The sequence below is a fragment of the Cupriavidus consociatus genome (genome assembly GCF_017814975.1).
GTDB lineage: Bacteria > Pseudomonadota > Gammaproteobacteria > Burkholderiales > Burkholderiaceae > Cupriavidus > Cupriavidus consociatus.
Genome location: NZ_JAGIQA010000001.1, coordinates 346109 through 364812, shown reverse-complemented (window position 1 = coordinate 364812; position 18704 = coordinate 346109). Strand labels below are relative to the sequence as shown.

Annotated in this window: 19 protein-coding genes; 3 read left to right on the top strand and 16 right to left on the bottom strand. The window is 66.9% G+C overall.

From position 1 onward, the window contains the following. Window positions 1-15: 15 nt before the first annotated feature. Window positions 16-717: a haloacid dehalogenase type II gene (locus J8I82_RS01630; RefSeq protein ID WP_209754038.1), complete on the bottom strand. Its 702-nt coding sequence runs from the start codon at window positions 715-717 to the stop codon at window positions 16-18. Between the two features lie 283 nt (window positions 718-1000). Here J8I82_RS01630 and J8I82_RS01625 point away from each other — a divergent pair, with 283 nt between their 5' ends. Next, window positions 1001-1951: a LysR family transcriptional regulator gene (locus J8I82_RS01625; protein ID WP_209754036.1), complete on the top strand. Its 951-nt coding sequence runs from the start codon at window positions 1001-1003 to the stop codon at window positions 1949-1951. A 176-nt stretch (window positions 1952-2127) separates the two neighbouring features. Next, on the top strand, window positions 2128-2562 hold the full coding sequence (locus J8I82_RS01620; RefSeq protein ID WP_012353026.1) for a universal stress protein: 435 nt from the start codon (window positions 2128-2130) through the stop codon (window positions 2560-2562). A gap of 79 nt (window positions 2563-2641) precedes the next feature. Here J8I82_RS01620 and loiP read toward each other — a convergent pair whose 3' ends face one another. Then, window positions 2642-3403 (bottom strand): metalloprotease LoiP, encoded by a 762-nt coding sequence (gene loiP / locus J8I82_RS01615; RefSeq protein WP_209754034.1) that lies wholly within the window; start codon window positions 3401-3403, stop codon window positions 2642-2644. A 283-nt stretch (window positions 3404-3686) separates the two neighbouring features. On the opposite strand from loiP, the gene J8I82_RS01610 reads away from it, so the two are divergent. Then, entirely contained in the window at window positions 3687-4022 is a 336-nt protein-coding gene (locus tag J8I82_RS01610; protein WP_209754032.1) for a penicillin-binding protein, read from the top strand. A gap of 141 nt (window positions 4023-4163) precedes the next feature. Here J8I82_RS01610 and aceA read toward each other — a convergent pair whose 3' ends face one another. The 14 genes from aceA to J8I82_RS01540 all read right to left on the bottom strand — a co-directional run bounded on the left by aceA (window position 4164) and on the right by J8I82_RS01540 (window position 18676). Then, a complete protein-coding gene (aceA, locus tag J8I82_RS01605; RefSeq protein WP_209754030.1) occupies window positions 4164-5459 on the bottom strand; it encodes an isocitrate lyase in 1296 nt (431 codons plus the stop codon). A gap of 403 nt (window positions 5460-5862) precedes the next feature. Further along, window positions 5863-6279, bottom strand: a complete 417-nt coding sequence (locus tag J8I82_RS01600; protein ID WP_209754028.1) for a gamma-glutamylcyclotransferase family protein — start codon at window positions 6277-6279, stop codon at window positions 5863-5865. A 2-nt stretch (window positions 6280-6281) separates the two neighbouring features. Beyond that, complete coding sequence (gene rraA / locus J8I82_RS01595; RefSeq protein WP_209754026.1) at window positions 6282-6779, bottom strand: ribonuclease E activity regulator RraA; 498 nt, start codon at window positions 6777-6779, stop codon at window positions 6282-6284. Window positions 6780-6826: 47 nt separating this feature from the next. Beyond that, the gene (locus tag J8I82_RS01590) at window positions 6827-8614 is read right to left on the bottom strand and encodes a thiamine pyrophosphate-binding protein (protein ID WP_245179296.1); all 1788 of its coding nucleotides are present in this window, start codon (window positions 8612-8614) and stop codon (window positions 6827-6829) included. 122 nt (window positions 8615-8736) lie between these two features. Then, entirely contained in the window at window positions 8737-9987 is a 1251-nt protein-coding gene (locus J8I82_RS01585) for an MFS transporter (RefSeq protein WP_209754024.1), read from the bottom strand. 140 nt (window positions 9988-10127) lie between these two features. Continuing rightward, the gene (locus tag J8I82_RS01580; RefSeq protein WP_209754022.1) at window positions 10128-10973 is read right to left on the bottom strand and encodes a LytR/AlgR family response regulator transcription factor; all 846 of its coding nucleotides are present in this window, start codon (window positions 10971-10973) and stop codon (window positions 10128-10130) included. 138 nt (window positions 10974-11111) lie between these two features. Then, window positions 11112-12275: a sensor histidine kinase gene (locus J8I82_RS01575; protein WP_209754020.1), complete on the bottom strand. Its 1164-nt coding sequence runs from the start codon at window positions 12273-12275 to the stop codon at window positions 11112-11114. 9 nt (window positions 12276-12284) lie between these two features. Beyond that, window positions 12285-12680 carry a DUF962 domain-containing protein gene (locus J8I82_RS01570; protein ID WP_209754018.1) on the bottom strand — a complete coding sequence of 132 codons (396 nt, stop codon included), beginning with the start codon at window positions 12678-12680 and terminating at the stop codon, window positions 12285-12287. Between the two features lie 316 nt (window positions 12681-12996). Beyond that, complete coding sequence (locus J8I82_RS01565) at window positions 12997-13941, bottom strand: CysB family HTH-type transcriptional regulator (RefSeq protein ID WP_209754016.1); 945 nt, start codon at window positions 13939-13941, stop codon at window positions 12997-12999. After that, window positions 13938-15050: a sulfate/molybdate ABC transporter ATP-binding protein gene (locus tag J8I82_RS01560; protein ID WP_209754014.1), complete on the bottom strand. Its 1113-nt coding sequence runs from the start codon at window positions 15048-15050 to the stop codon at window positions 13938-13940. The genes J8I82_RS01565 and J8I82_RS01560 overlap by 4 nt, the downstream gene beginning before the upstream one ends. A gap of 12 nt (window positions 15051-15062) precedes the next feature. Next, a complete protein-coding gene (gene cysW / locus J8I82_RS01555) occupies window positions 15063-16037 on the bottom strand; it encodes a sulfate ABC transporter permease subunit CysW (protein ID WP_245179293.1) in 975 nt (324 codons plus the stop codon). A 1-nt stretch (window position 16038) separates the two neighbouring features. Continuing rightward, window positions 16039-16992, bottom strand: a complete 954-nt coding sequence (gene cysT, locus J8I82_RS01550; RefSeq protein ID WP_209754012.1) for a sulfate ABC transporter permease subunit CysT — start codon at window positions 16990-16992, stop codon at window positions 16039-16041. A 137-nt stretch (window positions 16993-17129) separates the two neighbouring features. Beyond that, the gene (locus J8I82_RS01545) at window positions 17130-17816 is read right to left on the bottom strand and encodes an RBBP9/YdeN family alpha/beta hydrolase (protein ID WP_209754010.1); all 687 of its coding nucleotides are present in this window, start codon (window positions 17814-17816) and stop codon (window positions 17130-17132) included. After that, window positions 17813-18676 carry an EAL domain-containing protein gene (locus J8I82_RS01540; RefSeq protein ID WP_209754008.1) on the bottom strand — a complete coding sequence of 288 codons (864 nt, stop codon included), beginning with the start codon at window positions 18674-18676 and terminating at the stop codon, window positions 17813-17815. The genes J8I82_RS01545 and J8I82_RS01540 overlap by 4 nt, the downstream gene beginning before the upstream one ends. Window positions 18677-18704 lie beyond the last annotated feature (28 nt).

Below are 18704 nucleotides of genomic sequence, written 5' to 3'. Positions count from 1 at the left end.
TTGTTGGGCGCCCTGCTATACCGCCACGCCATGGGCGCGGACGAATTCGAGCAGGTCGTTCATGTCGTGCCCGGTGCCGGAGGGGGCTACGTCGAGCCGCTCCGCCGGGTGGCCGGCACGGTTGATCCAGAAGGTGGTGTAGCCATACCAGGTGGCGCCGCAGGCGTCCCAGCCATTGGACGAGACGAACAGCATCTCCTGCGCATCCAGCCCGAAGGCCAGCGGCCCCAGTGCATAGGCGGCAGGCGCGGTCTTGTACTGCCGCACCGCATCGACTGACAGCACATGGTCGAACAGGCCATGCATGCCCGCGCTCTTGACCGAGATGTCGAGCATCTCGGCGTTGCCGTTGGACAGGATGCCCAGCGGCAGCCCCGCCTTGCGCAGCCGCTTGAGCGCGCCAAGGTTTTCCGGGAAGGCCGACAGGCAGGCATATTCCTTCAGCAGCTGTCCTTCGGTGGCCTCGTCCAGCGACAGGCCCAGGCGCTCGGCGGCGTAGCGCAGCGCGTCCACGGTGATGGCCCAGAACGGCTTGTAGTGCGCGCCATCGTGGGCGGCCATGGTGCGGATGCGGGTGTAGTCGATCTGGCGGTCGCGCCACAGCAGCGCCAGCGCCTCGCCGCGGCCCGGGAACAGCTGTTCCGCGCGCGCGGTGACGGAATACACGTCGAACAGCGTGCCGTAGGCATCGAAGACGACTGCGCGGATCTTGTTCATGGGGGGCGCTGGCAACCTGACTCTGCAAAGTGTGTCGGTGCCGGACCACAACTGCGTGGCCGTGTACACCGATGAATGCATCGCATTGTAGGGAGACGCTGCACTGCGGCAAAGGTGCGCCGGGTCACTTGATCTTTTACTTTTCGACCACTAATCTTGGCTGACTAAAACGATACTCCGCACTAAATCCTCGCGCGCTGGCCGCCGGCAGCACCCTATAGCGCATCCGGCGTGACGGGGTCGGCACTAATCGCGCGGGCTGGGCACTACTCGGCAAACATTTGTGGACCATTTCAAACAACTGGAGACTTTTGTATCCGTCGCCTCGCGCGGCAGCCTGTCGGCGGCAGCTGCGGCGGAAGGCGTGGCGCCGGCCATCATCGGGCGCCGCATCGATGCGCTGGAGGAGCGGCTGGGCGTGAAGTTGCTGGTACGCACCACGCGCAAGATCAGCCTGACCTTCGAAGGCTCGGCCTTCCTGGAGGACTGCCAGCGCATCCTCAACGACCTGCACAACGCCGAGGCCAGCGTCTCGGCCGGCGGTGTCAAGGCCAGCGGCCACCTGCGCGTGACCGCGCCGGCCGGCTACGGCCGCAAGCACGTGGCGCCGCTGGTGCCGCTGTTCATTGAATCGCACCCGGACGTATCGATCACGCTGGACCTGTCCGACCGCGTGGTCGACCTGGTCAATGAAGGCTTCGACTGCGCGATCCGGCTGGGCGACCTGCCCGACTCCAGCCTGGTCTCGATCCGGCTGGCCGAAACCCGGCGCGTGGTGGTGGCCTCGCCCGACTACCTGGCGCGCGCCGGCCGCCCCGACACACCGGACGACCTGCAGCGGCACAACTGCCTGGCCTTCGGCGCCAGCGCCAACGTACAGCGTGGCTGGGTATTCACGGAAGACGGGCGCTCGGTAACGGTCAAGGTGGGCGGCACCATGGAGTGCACCGACGGCGCGGTGCTGCACGAGTGGTGCCTGCAGGGCAACGGCCTGGCGTGGCGCTCATGGTGGGAAGTCGGCAACGAAATCGCCAGCGGCAGGCTGGTCACGGTGCTGGACGAGTTCCAGGCGCCGCCGATCGGCATCCATGCGGTGTTCCCGCAGCGCAAGCACTTGCCGCTGCGGGTGCGGCTGTTTATCGACCACCTCAAGAACACTTACGGCAACCCGGCCTACTGGCGCCGGGCGGAGCGGGCGGCAACCGTGCCGGCGGCAGCGGCACTGGCAGGCTGACGGCCAGTGCAAGGCTCCGGGGTGTGACGCTTTTGTTGCAATTGATTTAGCACAATGCCGTACTCGGCACCCTGACTACAATGGATTCAGACAGGCGCTTTCCACCGCCCCGGCATCGCCCCACCGGCGCCGGGCGGCAGCCCTGCCCTCATCCCTGGCCAGAAAAGGAGCCCCGCATGTTCCAACACATCCTGCTACCCACCGACGGCTCGGAACTCTCCAAGAAAGCCATCAACGGCGGGCTGGAACTCGCCAAGGCCATCGGCGCGCGCGTCACGGCCTATGTCTGCCTGGAGGAGTATCCCTACACCCCGTTCAGCGAAATCGTGGTCGAGGCGCCGCAGGCCTTCAAGGACCGCATCGAGAACCAGGCCAAGCTCTACCTGAAGGAAGTCGAGAACCTGGCGACCGCGGCCGGTGTCACCTTCGACGCCGACATGTCGACCTTCGCCGTGCCCTACCTCGGCATCATCGACGCGGCCGAGCGCCATGGCTGCGACGTGATCTTCATGGCGTCGCATGGCCGGCGCGGGCTGTCCGGCCTGCTGCTCGGCAGCGAAACGCAGAAGGTGCTGACCCATACCGATATCCCGGTGATCGTGTATCGCTGACCCCGACCCGCCGCGCATAAAGCACAACGCCCGCACCGGGCTCTCCGGTGCGGGCGTTGTCATGCCTGCTGCCAGTGGCTTACGAAGCCTTGCGGATCCGCTCCTCGATATGCCTGGCGCGGTCATCCGAACCCGGGTGCGACGAGAACATGCTCGACTTGCCGCCATCGAGCCTGGCCAGCTTCTGGAACGCCGTCACCAGGCCCCGCGTGTTCGCCTTGTTCCTGGTCAGCAGGTCGAACGAGTAGTCATCGGCCGCGCTTTCCTGCGACTGCGAGAACTGCGCATTGATCAGCTGCTCGCCCAGCTCGCCCAGCTGCGACGACGACAGCGCAGCCACCGCGCCGTTGCCTGCCGACGCAGCCGCGCCACGCGCGGCGGTTGCAGTGTAGGCAACCTGCATGGCCTTCCTGGTGTGGCCCAATGCGACATGGCCCAGTTCGTGGCCGAGCACGCCACGCACTTCATCGTCGGTCATCATGTCCATCAGGCCGCTGTAGACGCGCACGCAGCCATTGGCCATGGCCCAGGCGTTGACGTCCTTGGTCAGGTACACCTTGGCGTTGACGTTGGGCACGCTGCTGCCATTCAGGCCGCTCATGATCTTGGCCAGGCGCTTGCCGTAGGTGGTATTGGCGCCGGCGATCTTGTTGGTCCTGTCCGATTCGGCGCAGGCCTGGTCGGACAGGCTCTTGACGTCCGCGTCGCTCAGCGTCGCGGCCTTGGCCAGCGACGAGCCGGCGGACACCATGCCGTCGATGTTGGTGGGCATGCCGCCGGAACAGCCGGCCAGCAGTGCCGCCGCGACGGCACAGGTAGCGAGTGAGAATGATGCTTTCATGATGTTGTTCTTGGTGGAAGCTCGGAAAGTGCCGACAAAGGCCGGGGCACTTTATGGCATCCACTGGCTGACCGCATCACCCAAATGCAATAAATCGTCAGATATAACAATTTATTGCATTTCGCACTGAGGGCTGCCTGGACCCTGCGCGGCGCACCCACTGACTTCGCGTGGAATCTTCGCCAATGTCGCCTAATCTTGTGGCAGGGCGATCAGCGAGTAGAAACTCGCAACACGTCGCAGCGCGTACATTTTCGGTCGGGGGCTGACGGAAGGTGTCATCATGCGACTCTCTTTAATGGCCTGCGGCGGCATCCTGGCGCTTTCGGCATGTGCCACTCCGGATGGAAACGGCGCCTTTACGGTCATGACGCCGGCCAGCTTCGATCGCACCTTCACCGCAGCAGCGGGCGCCATGCACGACCAGGGACTGGCGATCAGCGTCGCGGATCCGGTCAGGGGCGTGGTTGTCGGCAGCCTGGAAAGCAGCGCGGTGATGGCCGGTGTGGATCAGCTGGCAGACGGCCACGTGCGGGTGACATTCGACAGCCTGGGTGCAAACGATCCGGCGTTGATGGCGCGCATTTCGAGCAGCTACGATCGCCGCATGGGGCGTTGAAGCGCGTCTGCGCCAGCATTGAGAAATAAAAAAACCGCGCCGTCCCTGAGAGAGAACGGCGCGTCGCCTAAAAGGGAGGGCGTGATGGTCGCACGCCTCCCGATCCGCCGGACCCACTAGCCGGCGGGGTGACCAGGAGAGTCAGGCCACTTTCTTGTCTTCGAAGAACTGCTCGTCTTCGGTCGAACCCTTCAGCGCGGTCGTCGACGACTGGCCGCCTTCGATGGTCTGGGTCACGGCGTCGAAGTAGCCGGTGCCGACTTCGCGCTGGTGCTTGACCGCGGTGAAGCCCTTCTCGGCCGCCTTGAACTCGGCTTCCTGCAGTTCCACGAACGCGCTCATCTGGTTGCGGGCGTAACCGTAGGCCAAATTGAACATCGAGTAATTCAGCGAGTGGAAGCCGGCCAGCGTGATGAACTGGAACTTGTAGCCCATGGCGCCCAGTTCCCTCTGGAACTTGGCGATGGTGGCGTCGTCGAGGTTCTTCTTCCAGTTGAACGACGGCGAGCAGTTGTAGGCCAGCATCTTGCCCGGGAACCTGGCGTGCACGGCTTCGGCAAACTTCTTGGCGAACTCGAGGTCCGGCTTGCCGGTTTCGCACCACACCAGGTCAGCCACTTCGGCGTAGGCCAGGGCGCGCGAGATCGACTGCTCCAGGCCGTTGCGGACGCGGTAGAAGCCTTCCACGGTGCGCTCGCCGGTGCAGAACGGCTTGTCGTTGTCGTCCACGTCCGAGGTCAGCAGGTCGGCGGCCTCGGCATCGGTACGGGCGATCACCAGGGTCGGCACGCCCGAGACGTCGGCGGCCAGGCGGGCAGCGGTCAGCTTGGCGACGGCTTCGCGGGTCGGCACCAGCACCTTGCCGCCCATGTGGCCGCACTTCTTGACCGAAGCGAGCTGGTCTTCGAAGTGAACGCCGGCGGCGCCCGCTTCGATCATGGCCTTCATCAGTTCGAAGGCGTTCAGCACGCCACCGAAGCCGGCTTCGGCGTCAGCCACGATCGGGGCGAAGAAGTCGGTGTCGCCCTTGCCTTCGCTCCACTGGATCTGGTCGGCGCGCTGGAAGGTATTGTTGATGCGCTTGACGACTTGCGGCACCGAGTTGGCGGGGTACAGCGACTGGTCGGGGTACATTTCGCCGGCCAGGTTGGCGTCGCCGGCAACTTGCCAGCCCGACAGGTAGATGGCCTTCAGGCCGGCCTTCACTTGCTGCATGGCCTGGTTGCCGGTCAGCGCGCCCAGCGAGTTGACGAACGGCTCGGTATGCAGCAGGTTCCACAGCTTCTCGGAACCGCGGCGGGCAAGGGTATGCTCGACCTGGACCGAACCACGCAGGCGCACGACGTCTTCGGCGGTGAAGTTGCGCTTGATCCCCTTCCAGCGGGGATTGGTATCCCAGTCCTTTTGCAGAGCCTGGATCTGTTCTTGGCGGTTCATGGTCACTCTCCTGAAGATGCTGGGGATGGCTGAGAATCTCTTGATCACCTGCCTTGGGGCGCCGCCTGTGGGAGGCGTTTTTGGCGTCTCATGTCCTGTGTCTTATATAAGAGTGTAGGGAAAGCTCCCGCGTCGCAACAACCCTGAACTGAAGTTGTCGCTTAGTTTTTTTAATCAATAAATTCAATATCTTACAAATTTTATTCCACGATGCGGGACAAGATATTTCATCATGAGAAAAGGTGTTGTGCTTCGCAAACCATCATTTTTGCGGTCCGCAACATCTTTCCACATGGTGAAAAATCGACCGGAATGGCGTCATGCGCAGGATTGGCCACCAAGTCATCCAAGATAAAACGGCGCCACAAGGGCGCCGCTTTGGGATAGCTTCGTGGAGCCGCGTTCAGGCACTGGCGGGGCCGCGCGCGCGGCGATAGGCGACCCAGTCACCGCTGCCAATGTGCGGCAACGTGGCCACGGCGTCTTCCGCCACCGGATACAACAGGCAGGCGACGGGCTTGCCATCCTGCTGCACTGCGCATTCCTCGCGCACGAACAGCGTAGCCTGACCCGGATAGACCTCTTCGATCTCGTCCAGGACCGGCAGCAGCGCCTCGGCAATGTCGTAGATATCCCCGACCACCGGCCCGGCCGCGGCATCCAGCACCAGGCCGGGGTAGGTGCCGAAGTCATAGAGCCGGCCCGCCACCGTTGCCGTGCCCAGCAGCGTGGGCGCGGCAATGCCATGCCGCTGCGCGGCCGCATTCAGGTCGTTGACCTCGCCGGCCCGCAGTGTGCCGTAGACAAAGACGCGCGGCATGCTCAGCTCTCCAGCTTTTGGTCCGAGACCAGCACGCCGTCGGCGTCCACGTAGATCCAGTTGCCCGGACGCACGACCGCGCCGGGCATCTGCACCATGACTTCGCTTTCGCCAACGTTGCGCTTCTGGCTTTTCTGAGGATGCGGGGCGAGCGCGCGGATGCCGATGTCGCACACATCCAGCTCGGCGCTGTCGCGCACGCAGCCGTTGACGACGATGCCGGCCCAGCCATTCTTCTCGGCCAGCAGGCCGAGATTGCCGCCGACCAGCGCGCAGCGCAGCGAGCCGCCGCCGTCGATCACCAGGACCCGGCCCTGGCCCGGGCCTTCCAGCACGGTGCGCACCAGCGTATTGTCTTCAAACACCTTCAGCGTCGCGGCCGGGCCGGCAAAGGCGCCCTGCTTGCCCCAGGTGCGGAACACCGGCGCCATCACGCGCAAGGTACCGGCGGCGAGGCGGTCTTCATGGGCGTCGCACAGGTCGGTGGTGACAGGCTTCATCAATGGTCTCCTGATGGATGGTAAGAATCCGTTGCGGCCTCACCGCGTCAGTGCTGCCCGCCGGCCAGCGCCTGCGCGCGGATCGCGCTGAGTGTGGTGCGCGGCGTGATCACGTCCGGATCGACGCGGATCTCGATCAGCGTCGATACCGGCGCGTCCAGCGCGGCGCGCAGCGCGGGGGCGAAGGCCGCAGTCGTGGTCACGGTTTCGCCGCGCGCACCATAGGCGCGCGCCAGGGCGGCAAAGTCGGGATTGTGCAGCTCGGTGCCCGAGACATGGGTCGGGTATTCGCGTTCCTGGTGCATCCGGATCGTGCCGTACATGCCGTTATTGACGACGATGAACACCACCGGCGCCTGGTACTGCATGGCGGTAGCAAGTTCCTGGCCATTCATCAGGAAGCAGCCGTCGCCGGCCAGCGCCACCACGGTGCGCTGCGGGAAGGCGATCTTTGCACTGACCGCGGCGGGCACGCCATAGCCCATCGCGCCGCTGGTCGGGGCCAGCTGGCCGCGGCCGCCGTTGCGGTAGGGGCGATAACGGAAATAGCGGTGCAGCCAGCTGGCGTAGTTGCCGGCACCGTTGGTGACCACCGCATCGTCCGGCAGCATCTGGTCGAGCGTGCGGATGACTTCGGCCATGTCGACGCCCTGCCCCCCCTGCCCCATATACGCCGGCGGCTGCAGGTAGCGCTCGTAATCGGCATGGGCCGCCTCGGTCCAGGCCTGCCAACGCGGCACTGCGGCGGGCTCCAGCGCGGCAAGGCGCGCGGCGATGGCCGGCATCGAGGCGTGGATCATCAGGTCGGCCTGGTAGACGCTGCCCAGTTCCTCGGCACCGGCGTGCACGTGCACCAGCGTCTGCGCGGGCCGCGGCGCGGCGATCAGCGCGTAGCCGCCGGTGGTCATCTCGCCCAGGCGCGGGCCGATGGCCAGCACCAGGTCCGCTTGCCGGATGCGCTCGCCCAGTGCCGGATTGATGCCGATGCCGACATCGCCGGCATAGTTGGGATGGCGGTTGTCGAACAGGTCCTGCCCGCGGAAGGCGCAGCCGACCGGCAGCGCGAAGCGTTCGGCGAAGGCCTGCAGGTCGGCGCAGGCCTGCGGCGTCCAGCCGCTGCCGCCGGCCAGCACGAAGGGCCGCTCGGCAGCTTCCAGCATTTGCTGAAGGCGAGCCATCCCGGGATCGCCCGGCCAGCTCAGCACGCGCTCGTAGCCACGCAGCTGCGGCACCACCGCCGACTGCGCCAGCATGTCCTCCGGCAGCGCCAGCACCACCGGGCCGGGCCGGCCCGAGGTGGCGGTCTGGTAGGCGCGCGCGATGTATTCCGGGATGCGCTCGACCCGATCGATCTGCGCCACCCACTTGGCCATCTGGCCATACATGCGGCGGTAGTCGATTTCCTGGAAGGCTTCGCGGTCCATGAAATCGGTGCCGACCTGGCCGATGAACAGGATCATCGGCGTCGAGTCCTGAAACGCGGTATGCACGCCGATGCTGGCATTGGTGGCGCCAGGGCCGCGCGTGCAGAAAGCCAGCCCGGGACGGCCGGTCAGCTTGCCGTAGGCTTCGGCCATGACCGCGGCGCCCCCTTCCTGGCGGCAGACGATAAAGCGCAACTGGTCGCGGCGGCGATGGAAGCCGTCGAGCACCGCCAGGTAGCTTTCGCCCGGCACGCCGAAGGCTAGCTCGGCGCCATGCGCCAGCAGCGCGTCGACGAGGATATGGCCACCCAACTGCGGGCCAGCCAGCGGCGAGGCATCCGGCAGCGGCGCGCCGCTGGCTTCGTGCGAATGGGGAGTGTCAGGGTTCGAATGGCCCGGCGTGGCAGTCATGGAACAATCCTCGAGGCAGGCTGGAACAATTGCAGGACGCGCAGAAGGCAGGCGCAGAAGGCAGGCGCAGAAGGCATGCAAAGAAGCCAGGCAACGCTGGCCGGCTACCGTGCCGGCGGGGTTCAGGCTGCCGGCGCCGCGGCACCGCGGCGCGAGCGGTTGCCGTTGCCCACCGTCACCGCGGTAAAGATCGAGATCAGCTGGAAGCCGCCGATCATGAAGAACACCCAGGCCGGCAGCCGCGCGTCCATCAGCGCGCCAAAGAACAGCGGCCCGCAGGCCAGCCCGATGTCGAGGCCGGAATAGACCACGCCATAGACACGGCCGGTGGCGCCGGCGGGCGCGGCGGCACGCACCAGCAGGTCGCGCGACGGGCCGGCGGTGCCGGCGCCAAACCCGATCACCCCCATCAGCACCGGCACCAGCATCGCCGGGAACAGGTTCAAACCGACCAGGATGGCAATCAGGCCGGAGACGGTAAAGCTGATGGCGATGAGCCGGTCATGGTTGCTGGTGCGGCTGGCTGCAAAGCCGCCGACAACCATGCCGCCTGCACTGCACAGCATGTAAATGGTGTATGAAGCCGTGGCCAGCGTGAACGGCATGCCGTACAGGTAGGTCAGCGCGGTCGGCGCAAAGCTCTGGATGCCCGCTGCGGAAAACGTGGTCAGCAAAAAGAACGCCCAGCACACCCACACCTGCGGCAGCAGCAGGAAGCCGAGCAGGCTGCCGCCGGCGGCCTTGGTGGCGGGCCGGCCCGCGGCGCCGCGCAGCTCGCGCGGGTCCAGCACGTGGCGCAGCACCACCAGCACGGCCAGCACCGCGAACGCCACGACCGAGGCCGCCGCCAGTGCCACGCGCCAGCTGGCCAGGTTGGCGATGGTGACCAGGAACAGTGGCGCCGCCGCCCAGCCCAGGTTGCCGGAAATGCCGTGCACCGAGAAGGCATGGCCCAGCCGGGGCTGCGACACATGCTTGTTCAGCAGCGTAAAGTCGGCCGGATGGAACACGCCGTTGCCGAGCCCCGCCACCGCCGCGCCAGCCAGCAGCGCGGCATAGCCGTTGCTGGCCGACAGCAGCAGCGCCGCGCTGCCCAGGAAGGCCAGCCCGGCAAACAGCACCGGCCGCGCGCCGACGCGGTCCACCACGAAGCCCGAAGCGGTCTGCACCACCGCCGACACGGCGAAGAACACCGTCATCAGCAGGCCCAGCTCGGCATAGCTCAGCCCGAACTCGGTCTTGATCCACGGGAACAGCGGCGCCAGCAGCAAGTGATAGAAGTGCGAGACCCCATGCGCCAGGCCGACCAGCCCGATCACCTGCGCATCATGGCGAAGCGGATTGCGGGCGGGATCGATGGCGGCGATGGACATGGCACGGGCGAAAGTTGCGGTAGCGGGCTGCGGCGGGGCGATGCGGCCGGCCAGCAAAAATGCGGGCCGAAGCCCGCATCATAGAGGAAAACCGCGCCACCCTGCAGCCGGGTGGCGGCTGCGCCGCTTGCCGCAAAGGCCTACATCTGCTTGAACAGATGCGCGTACTGGCGCGCCACCGGCAGCAGCTCGGGCCGGTCGCGCAGCCGCAGCGAGAGCCGCCCCAGAGACTGGTTGACCGCGCTGGCGACGCAGTCGATGTTGACCACCGTGCCGCGGTGGACCTGCCAGAAACGCTCCGGATCCAGTTGCTGGGTCAGTTCGCGCAGGCTGGTGCGGATCAGCGCCTCGCCGGCGCTGGAGACCACGTTGACGTACTTGTCGGTGGCTTCCAGGTAGATCACCTCGTCGACCGGGATGATGCGGACCTCCTGCCCGACCAGCGCCTTGATGAAGCGCAGGTACTGGCGCTGCGCGCCGGCGGGCGTGGCATGCTCGAGTAATTCGAGCCGCGCCAGCAGCTGCCCCAGGCGGTCGGTGTCGAGCACGGCGGCCTCCTCCCCGGCGCTGTCATCCGCCTCGTCGTCTGCCTGGCCGTCCTCCGCGTCCGCCATCACCTGCAGGCGTTCCTTGAGGCGGCACACGGTCGCCTCCAGCCGCTCGCGTTGCACCGGCTTGAGCACGTAGTCGACCGCGGCGCGCTCGAAGGCCTCCAGCGCAAACTGGTCATAGGCGGTAACAAAGACCACCAGCGGCGGGATATCAAACTCGATCAGCTCGCGCGCCACGTCCATGCCGCTCATGCCCGGCATGCGGATATCCAGGAACACCACGCGCGGCTGGTGTTCGCGCGCGGCAGCCAGCGCGGCCATGCCGTCGTGCACGACCGAGACGATACGGGCCTCGGGCCACAGCGACTTCAGTTCGGATTCCAGCACGCGCGCGAGCAGCGCTTCGTCGTCGGCGATCAGAAGGGTCGGGGTCATGGGGGCGAGTTGTGGGGCGAGTTGGGGCGGGTTGGAGGCGAGGTTGGGGGCAGTAAAGAAACTTGGGGCGATGCCGGGGGCGCCGCCCTACGCAGCGGCCCTCGTTGTCTTCGCGCATGGCGATCGCCAGCAGCGTGTTCAGGTCCGCTGGATGGCCGGCGCCGGCACCGGCATGCTCTCCGGCACCGTGACCGTCTGCGTCAGGGTCGGCGCCTCGACCGGGCGTACCAGCGGCAGCGTCAGCCGCACCACCACGCCGCGCGGCGTGTTCTCTTCCATCTGCATGCTGGCGGCGGCTCCGAAGATCCGTGCCAGCCGCTCGCGCACATGGGTGATGCCCAGCCCCGAGCCCTTGCCCGATGCATGGCCGAAGCCCACGCCGGTATCGGCAATGATCACCTGCACCGCATCGTCGCCGGCGGCGCGCGCCGACAGGCGGATATGGCCGCCGAACATGCACGGCTCGATACCGTGCGTCACCGCGTTTTCCACCAGCGGCTGGATCAGCATCGGCGGAATTTCGACCTTGGCCAGCTCGCGCGGCAGGTCGACGTCATAGGACAGCCGCTGGCCGAAGCGCATGCCCTGAATATCCAGGTAGCTGCGCAGCAGTTCGAATTCCTGCCGCAGCGTGCATTGCTCGGCGCGGGTGTGGGCCAGCGACATGCGCAGGAAGCCGATCAGGCGCTGCAGCAACTGGCGCGCGGCGGGCGGGTCGGTGGCGATCAGGCCATCGAGGTTGGCCAGCGAGTTGAACAGGAAGTGCGGCTCGATCTGCGCCTGCAGCGCCATCAGCTGCGCACGTACCAGCTGCTTTTCGGCTTCCTCGCGCTGCAGCGCGTCGAGCGCGGCCTGGCGCTCCAGGTAGGCGAGCTTCTCGCGCGACCAGTAGAAGTAGATCATCGAGGCCGATGCCAGCATGCCCACCACCAGGCACATGCGCAGCATGTCGCCGGTTTCGGCCACTGACTTGGGCGGCAGGTCGAGCGCGACGCGCGTGGCCCAGCCGCCGATCACCACGCCGGTCGGTACCGCGGCGGCGGCCAGCAGCAGGAAGGGCCAGCGCCGCGGCCGGTCGTTCCACCAGATGCCGACGCGGGGGATATCGATCAGCAGCCAGATCGACAGGCCGATCAGCTGGCTGTAGACGAAGTTGTGCCAGAGCGTGCCGCCGGTCTGGAAACCGTAGTTGAGGCTGACGGCAATGACCGTGTTCATGCAAAGCACGAACAGCAGGTCGCGGCCGAGGATGGTAAGCCGCGACGGAGGCGCGGTGGCGACGGTGGAGATGCAGCGGTTCATGGCGGTATGTTAGCGTTGGCTGGTCTCGGCGCAATCTCCCGAGGTGACGCGCGTGCCACACTTACCGGTCAGCGCACGCCACCATCGCCCTGACACCACATAGCGCGGGAAGGTGATCCATTGCTCGGCGAAGATACGTCCGGCGATGTCCGCCGGCCCGGCAAACGGCTCCGGCGCGTTGGCCTCCAGCCGGTGCCCGCGCCCCTGCAGCGCCAGCGACATGCCCATGCACACCAGCCCCAGCGCCACCGCGGGCAGGCTCAGCCGCAAGATGCCGTAGACGCCCAGCACCGTGCCCGCCATGAACATCGGCACGGCCACGATATGCAGCAGCAGGTTGCGGGGATGCTGGTGGTTGCGGCCATAGCCGCGCCACTGCCAGCGCAGCAGCGGTTCTTCACGCATGATCGTCTCTCTCCCTTGCCCTGTTTCCTGCCCACCTTCCTGCCCGGCTGGGGGCGGAGGGGCAGCCGCGCGCAATATCTGTTGCACTGCGGGAAAGCGCTGCGCAAATTCAATCCTGGAGCGGAAGGCAATGCGCAGCACGTGCAGGGACTTTACCCTTCACCCGGGCGCGAAGAAAGCCTGTTGCGACGAACGGTGGAAACGGGGCGCGAACGGCACCGTGCGGGGGCAGACGGCCAGTGCCCATGGCGTCGGGGTGCCGCATGCGCCATCCGGCGCCAGGCGAGCCCCGGCGCCGAGACGATACGGGTGGCGCTCAGGCCGCCAGCGCCTGCCGGTCCTGCTCCGACAGCGCGCTGCTGACGGTATCGCGCGACAGGTGCGGCGCGAACATGTTGATGAACTCGTGCGCATAGCCGCGCAGGTAAGCGCCGCGGCGCACGGCCACGCTGGTGGTATTGGGCGCGAACAGGTGGTCGGCATTGATGCGGACAAGGCCCGAGTCCTTGCGCTCGTCGTACGCCATCGAAGCGATGATGCCTACGCCCAGCTCGAGCTCGGCGTAGGTCTTGATCACGTCGGCGTCGAGCGCGGTCAGCACGATCTCCGGCTGCAGCCCGGCCTCGGCAAACGCCGTGTCGATCTTGCGGCGGCCGGTGAAGCCGGCGTCGTAGGTGATGAGCTGGAAGCCGGCCACGTCCTCGAGGGTCGGCTCGGGCAGGCGCGTCAGCGGATGGTCGGGCGAAACCACCAGCACGTGCTGCCAGCTGTAGGCCTCGAACGAGGTCAGCCCGGCCTCGGTCGCCAGCGCTTCGGTGGCAATGCCGATATCGGCCTGCCCCGTCAGCAGCAGCTCGACGATATGCGTGGGCGACGCCTCCTGCAGCGCGAGGGTCACGTGCGGATACTCGCGGCGGAAGGCCTGCACCACGCGCGGCAGCGCGTAGCGGGCCTGCGTGTGGGTGGTGGCCACGGTCAGCCGCCCGGTATGGCGGCCGGCAAACTCGTCGCCGGCCTGGCGCAGGTTTTCGGCTTCAAGCAGCAGGCGTTCGACGATGCGCACGATCTCGCGGCCGGGTTCGGTCAGCCCGGTCAGCCGCTTGCCGTAGCGCTCGAAGATCTCCACGCCCAGTTCCTCTTCCAGCTCGCGGATCTGGCGCGACACGCCCGGCTGCGAGGTATAGAGCGCGTTGGCGACCTCGGTCAGGTTGAACTGGCGGCGCACCGCCTCGCGGATCGATCGGAGTTGCTGGAAGTTCATCGTGCGGCCTCTTGTTTTTTGATGGGTGAAGTGCCGTTGGCTTGCGTAAAGACGCGCAGCTGGCGCGGGCGCACGGCGAGCAGCTCGCCCTCGCGGAAGCCCGCGTGGCGGAAGCGCTCGAGCGGCAGCGCCACTTCGATCACGTCCTGGTTGTCTTCACGCTCGAGTTCCAGCTGGGCCACCGGGCCCAGCGTCAGCGCGCGGCGCAGCGTCACGGCGATGCCGTCGGCGCCGGGCGAATAGCGCTCCAGGTCCAGGTCGTGCGGGCGGACATAGGCAACCGCATCGCCTGCGGTTTCATGCCCGCTGCCGACCACCGGCAGCACCGCTTCGCCGGTATGCAGCAGGCCGCCGCTCTCGCCCACTTCCAGCCGGCCGTGGAACAGGTTCACGTTGCCGAGGAAGCCGAACACGAACGGCGTGGCCGGATGGTTATAGACCGCCTCGGGCGAGCCGTACTGCTCGACGTGGCCGCGGTTCATCAGCACCACCTGGTCAGCCACTTCCAGCGCTTCTTCCTGGTCGTGCGTGACGAACACGCTGGTCACATGCAGTTCATCGTGCAGGCGGCGCAGCCAGCGGCGCAGTTCCTTGCGCACCTTGGCGTCGAGCGCGCCGAAGGGCTCGTCGAGCAGCAGCACGCGCGGCTCCACCGCCAGCGCGCGCGCCAGCGCGATACGCTGGCGCTGGCCGCCAGACAACTGCGACGGGTAGCGGTCGGCCAGCCAGTCGAGCTGCACCAGGTCGAGCAGCGAATGCACCTTTTCGCGGATCTGCGCTTCGCTCGGGCGTTCGGCACGCGGCTTCACGCGCAGGCCGAAGGCCACGTTCTCGAACACGCTCATATGCTTGAACAGCGCATAGTGCTGGAACACGAAGCCCACCTGGCGCTGGCGCACATGCTGGTCCGAGGCGTCGCGCCCGGCCAGCACGATCTGGCCCGCGTCGGCGCGCTCCAGGCCGGCGATGATGCGCAGCAGCGTGGTCTTGCCGCAACCGGACGGCCCCAGCAGCGCGGTCAGCTCGCCTTCGTCGAAATCGAGCGAGACATTGTCCAGCGCGACGAAATCGCCAAAGCGCTTCTCTACGTTCTTGACCTGGATGCTCATGATGCCGTTTCCTTACACCGATGCTTGCAGGGGGGTTCCCGCTGTGCGAACTGTTCCTGCCGTTCCTGCTGTCCCTGCTGTACCAACCGGCCGCTCGATCACGGCCTCTTCCGTCTCTTTGCGTGCGCGCCATTCCACCAGCGTCTTGATGCCGAGAGTGACCAGCGCCAGCAGCGTCAGCAGCGAGGCCACCGCGAAGGCCGCCGCGAAGTTGTACTCGTTGTAGAGAATCTCTACGTGCAGCGGCATGGTGTTGGTCAGCCCGCGGATATGGCCCGACACCACTGACACCGCGCCGAACTCGCCCATCGCCCGCGCGTTGCACAGGATCACCCCGTACAGCAGGCCCCACCGGATATTGGGCAGCGTGATATGGCGGAAGGTCTGCCAGCCCGAGGCACCCAGCACGATCGCCGCCTCTTCCTCTTCGCTGCCCTGCGCCTGCATCAGCGGGATCAGCTCGCGCGCGACGAAGGGGAAGGTGACGAAGATCGTCGCCAGCACGATGCCCGGCACCGCGAACATGATCTTGATGTCATGCGCCTCCAGCCACGGGCCGAACCATCCCTGCGCGCCGAACAGCAGCACGTAGACCAGCCCAGAGATCACCGGCGACACCGAGAACGGCAGGTCGATCAGCGTGATCAGCAGGTTCTTGCCGCGGAACTCGAACTTGGCGATGGCCCATGCCGCCGCCACGCCGAACACCACGTTCAGCGGCACCGCGATCGCCGCCACCGTCAGCGTGAGCTGGATCGCTGCCAGCGCGTCGGGCTCGACCAGTGCTTCCCAGTAGGTCTGCACGCCCTTGCGCAGCGCTTCATAGAAGACCGAAGCCAACGGCACGAACAGGAACAGCGTGAGGAACAGCACCGCCAGCGTGATCAGCGTGTAGCGCACCCATGGCGCCTCGCCGGTGGCGTCGAACTTGTGATGGGCCCGGTCCTGGCGCTGCGCGCCCAGGCGTCCCGAGACTGCGCCCGCCATGTCAGGACTCCTTGCCCGTCGCGGGCGCTTCGGGTGCCAGCGCGGCGCGCGCACCCGACTGGTGTCGGCGCGTCCAGGCCTGCAGCAGGTTGATCAGGAGCAGCAGCGCGAACGAGATCACGAGCATCACCACCGCGACCGCGGTCGCTCCGGCATAGTCGTATTGCTCCAGCTTGGAATAGATCATCAGCGGCGCGATCTCCGACACCATCGGCATGTTGCCGGAGATAAACACCACCGAGCCGTACTCGCCGGTGGCGCGCGCGAAGGACAGCGCGAAACCCGTCAGCAGCGCCGGCAGGATCGCCGGCAGGATCACGCGCAGGAAGGTCTGCAACCGGTTGGCGCCCAGGCTGGCAGCGGCCTCTTCCAGTTCCTGCTCCACGTCTTCGAGCACCGGCTGCACCGTGCGCACCACGAACGGCAGGCCGATAAAGGTCAGCGCCACCACCACGCCCAGCGGCGTGAATGCGACCTTGATGCCAAGCGGTTCAAGGTAGCGGCCGATCCAGCCGTTGCCGGCGAACAGCGCGGTCAGGGCGATGCCGGCCACCGCGGTGGGCAGCGCGAACGGCAGGTCGACCAGCGCATCGATCAGGCGCTTGCCCGGGAAGCGGTAGCGCACCAGCACCCAGGCGACGATCAGTCCGAACACCGAATTGACGATGGCAGCGATCAGCGACGCACCGAAGCTCAGCTGTAGCGACGCCACCACGCGCGGCGCCGTGATCGACGTCCAGAACGCGTCCCATGTCATCGTGAACGTCTTCAGGAACGTCGCCGACAGCGGGACCAGGACAATCAGCGTCAGGTAGAACAGCGTGAAGCCCAGCGACAGGCCAAAGCCGGGCAGCACGGTAAAGCGCTGCCTGGCGGGGCTGCGTGGCGCACGCGAGGTCGGCACATCGGGGGCGCCCGGCGTTGGGGAATCCGCCAGGGATAGGGAGGGTGGCATGTCCGTCTCGTTTGTGGAGGCCGGCTTCGGACGCCGGCTCCTTGTGACGCCGGCGCATATTGCACCGGCTTACGAGACAGATTTTGCAGATCCGCCTTTATAAACAGAACGAATCTTTCTGAATTTTCTTAGACGGTTTAGATATATGGAGCCCCGGGAGACACTTCCAGGCCGGCTTCCCATGGCGTGGACGCCACTTCAGTGACACCCGCTTCACTTGCATCCGCGATGCGTTGCACCAGCGTGCCCAGCAGGGCCAGGCCATCAGCCCAGTCGCCCAGGCCGGAATCGGCATTGATATGCGCCAGGTTACCGGCATCGACCAGTTCGCTGCCCCACAGCGTGCCCCAGCTGAAGGCGGTGCGCTGCGGCATCCATGGATCGTTGCGGCTGGCCACCAGGATGGTCGGGAACGGCAGGCGGTAGGTCGGCAGCAGGCTGGCCACGCCAAATTTGTCGGGGTCAGCCGGCGCCACCAGCAGCGCGCCGGCGATGCCGGCCGGGTCCAGTGACGCCTGCCGCAGTGCCGCCAGGCAGCCGAAGCTGTGCGCCACCAGCAGCGCGCCACGCGAGGCCACGCGCTGCGCCCGCATCACGCCTTCCGAAACGCGCTCGGCCCACAGCGGCAGGCTCGGGCGCGACCAGTCATGCTGCTCGACGCGCTGCCAGTCCGGGAAGCGCTGCTCCCAGCGGCTCTGCCAGTGCCCCGGGCCGCTGCCATGCAGGCCCGGCAGGGTCAGCACCTGCAGGTGCCGCGGGATTTCCAGGCGCGCGCCGTGCGCCGCCGGCAGTGGCCCTGCCGATGATCCGATCACTTGCGTCATACCGGCTCCTTGCTGAGTTCGTGTGCCGCTGGCGCGCCCGTGGCCGCCGCTTGTGCCCGCAGCGCGGCCGTGCTGACCACCGCGCCGGCGAAAGCGCCCTGCCCCAGGCCGATGCCTGCCGCCTGCAGCCGCTCCACGCTTTCGGCGTTCTGCAGCCGCCGCCCGATCAGCGTGACGCCGGCATTGGCGGCGCTGGCGCGCAGCCCCGACAGCTGGCGATCGGTCCAGGTGCGGCGCATGTCGAGCTTGAGCCAGTCCGGCAACGCATGCGCCATCAGCGCGCCCGCCTCGGCCGGGTCCGACGCTTGCAGGCTGACCGCGAAGCCATTGCGGCGGTAATTGCCGACCACGTGCAGCAGCAGCGGCAGGTCATCGTTGGCGCTGGCCGGCACCTGGATCACGAAGCGCTCCAGCGGCAACTCCAGCGACTGCAGTGCGCGCCGGAACGCGGCGCCGTGGTCGTCGGCGACCGCGGCCAGCAGCCGGTTGTGCACGTTCAGCACCAGCTTGTGCGCGCCGTCGGCGGCAAAGTAATTGATCGCGTGCAGCAGCCGCGACAGGCGGTCCAGCGACACCAGCGTGGTGTCGTCGGCGGCCATCGCGAACAGCTTCCACGCCGCCAGGCCCACGCCATCGTCGGCATAGGTATGGATGGAGCCTTCGTGCGCCACGACCTGGCGGTCGGCCAGCGTCACCAGGGGCTCGAAGGCACTGGTCAGCGAGCAATTGAAGAACTGTCCCTGCACCTGCCCGCGCGCGTCGCGCCACAGTTGCCGGTCGGCCAGCGGCTGGCGCGGCAGCGATTCCAGGTAGCGTTGCAGCGGATTGGCTGCGCTGGCGGGTTCATGCACGCCTGGCATGGCGGTTTCCTTCGGTTGACCGGACCGC

Coding starts and splice junctions, on each gene's coding strand:
- J8I82_RS01575 (WP_209754020.1), bottom strand. CDS start 12,275: ATGAACCGCTGCATCTCCACCGTCGCCACCGCGCCTCCGTCGCGGCTT.
- J8I82_RS01580 (WP_209754022.1), bottom strand. CDS start 10,973: ATGACCCCGACCCTTCTGATCGCCGACGACGAAGCGCTGCTCGCGCGC.
- loiP (WP_209754034.1), bottom strand. CDS start 3,403: ATGAAAGCATCATTCTCACTCGCTACCTGTGCCGTCGCGGCGGCACTG.
- J8I82_RS01620 (WP_012353026.1), top strand. CDS start 2,128: ATGTTCCAACACATCCTGCTACCCACCGACGGCTCGGAACTCTCCAAG.
- J8I82_RS01600 (WP_209754028.1), bottom strand. CDS start 6,279: ATGCCGCGCGTCTTTGTCTACGGCACACTGCGGGCCGGCGAGGTCAAC.
- J8I82_RS01540 (WP_209754008.1), bottom strand. CDS start 18,676: ATGCCAGGCGTGCATGAACCCGCCAGCGCAGCCAATCCGCTGCAACGC.
- cysT (WP_209754012.1), bottom strand. CDS start 16,992: ATGCCACCCTCCCTATCCCTGGCGGATTCCCCAACGCCGGGCGCCCCC.
- J8I82_RS01630 (WP_209754038.1), bottom strand. CDS start 717: ATGAACAAGATCCGCGCAGTCGTCTTCGATGCCTACGGCACGCTGTTC.
- aceA (WP_209754030.1), bottom strand. CDS start 5,459: ATGAACCGCCAAGAACAGATCCAGGCTCTGCAAAAGGACTGGGATACC.
- J8I82_RS01610 (WP_209754032.1), top strand. CDS start 3,687: ATGCGACTCTCTTTAATGGCCTGCGGCGGCATCCTGGCGCTTTCGGCA.
- J8I82_RS01565 (WP_209754016.1), bottom strand. CDS start 13,941: ATGAACTTCCAGCAACTCCGATCGATCCGCGAGGCGGTGCGCCGCCAG.
- J8I82_RS01585 (WP_209754024.1), bottom strand. CDS start 9,987: ATGTCCATCGCCGCCATCGATCCCGCCCGCAATCCGCTTCGCCATGAT.
- rraA (WP_209754026.1), bottom strand. CDS start 6,779: ATGAAGCCTGTCACCACCGACCTGTGCGACGCCCATGAAGACCGCCTC.
- cysW (WP_245179293.1), bottom strand. CDS start 16,037: ATGGCGGGCGCAGTCTCGGGACGCCTGGGCGCGCAGCGCCAGGACCGG.
- J8I82_RS01570 (WP_209754018.1), bottom strand. CDS start 12,680: ATGCGTGAAGAACCGCTGCTGCGCTGGCAGTGGCGCGGCTATGGCCGC.
- J8I82_RS01545 (WP_209754010.1), bottom strand. CDS start 17,816: ATGACGCAAGTGATCGGATCATCGGCAGGGCCACTGCCGGCGGCGCAC.
- J8I82_RS01560 (WP_209754014.1), bottom strand. CDS start 15,050: ATGAGCATCCAGGTCAAGAACGTAGAGAAGCGCTTTGGCGATTTCGTC.
- J8I82_RS01590 (WP_245179296.1), bottom strand. CDS start 8,614: ATGACTGCCACGCCGGGCCATTCGAACCCTGACACTCCCCATTCGCAC.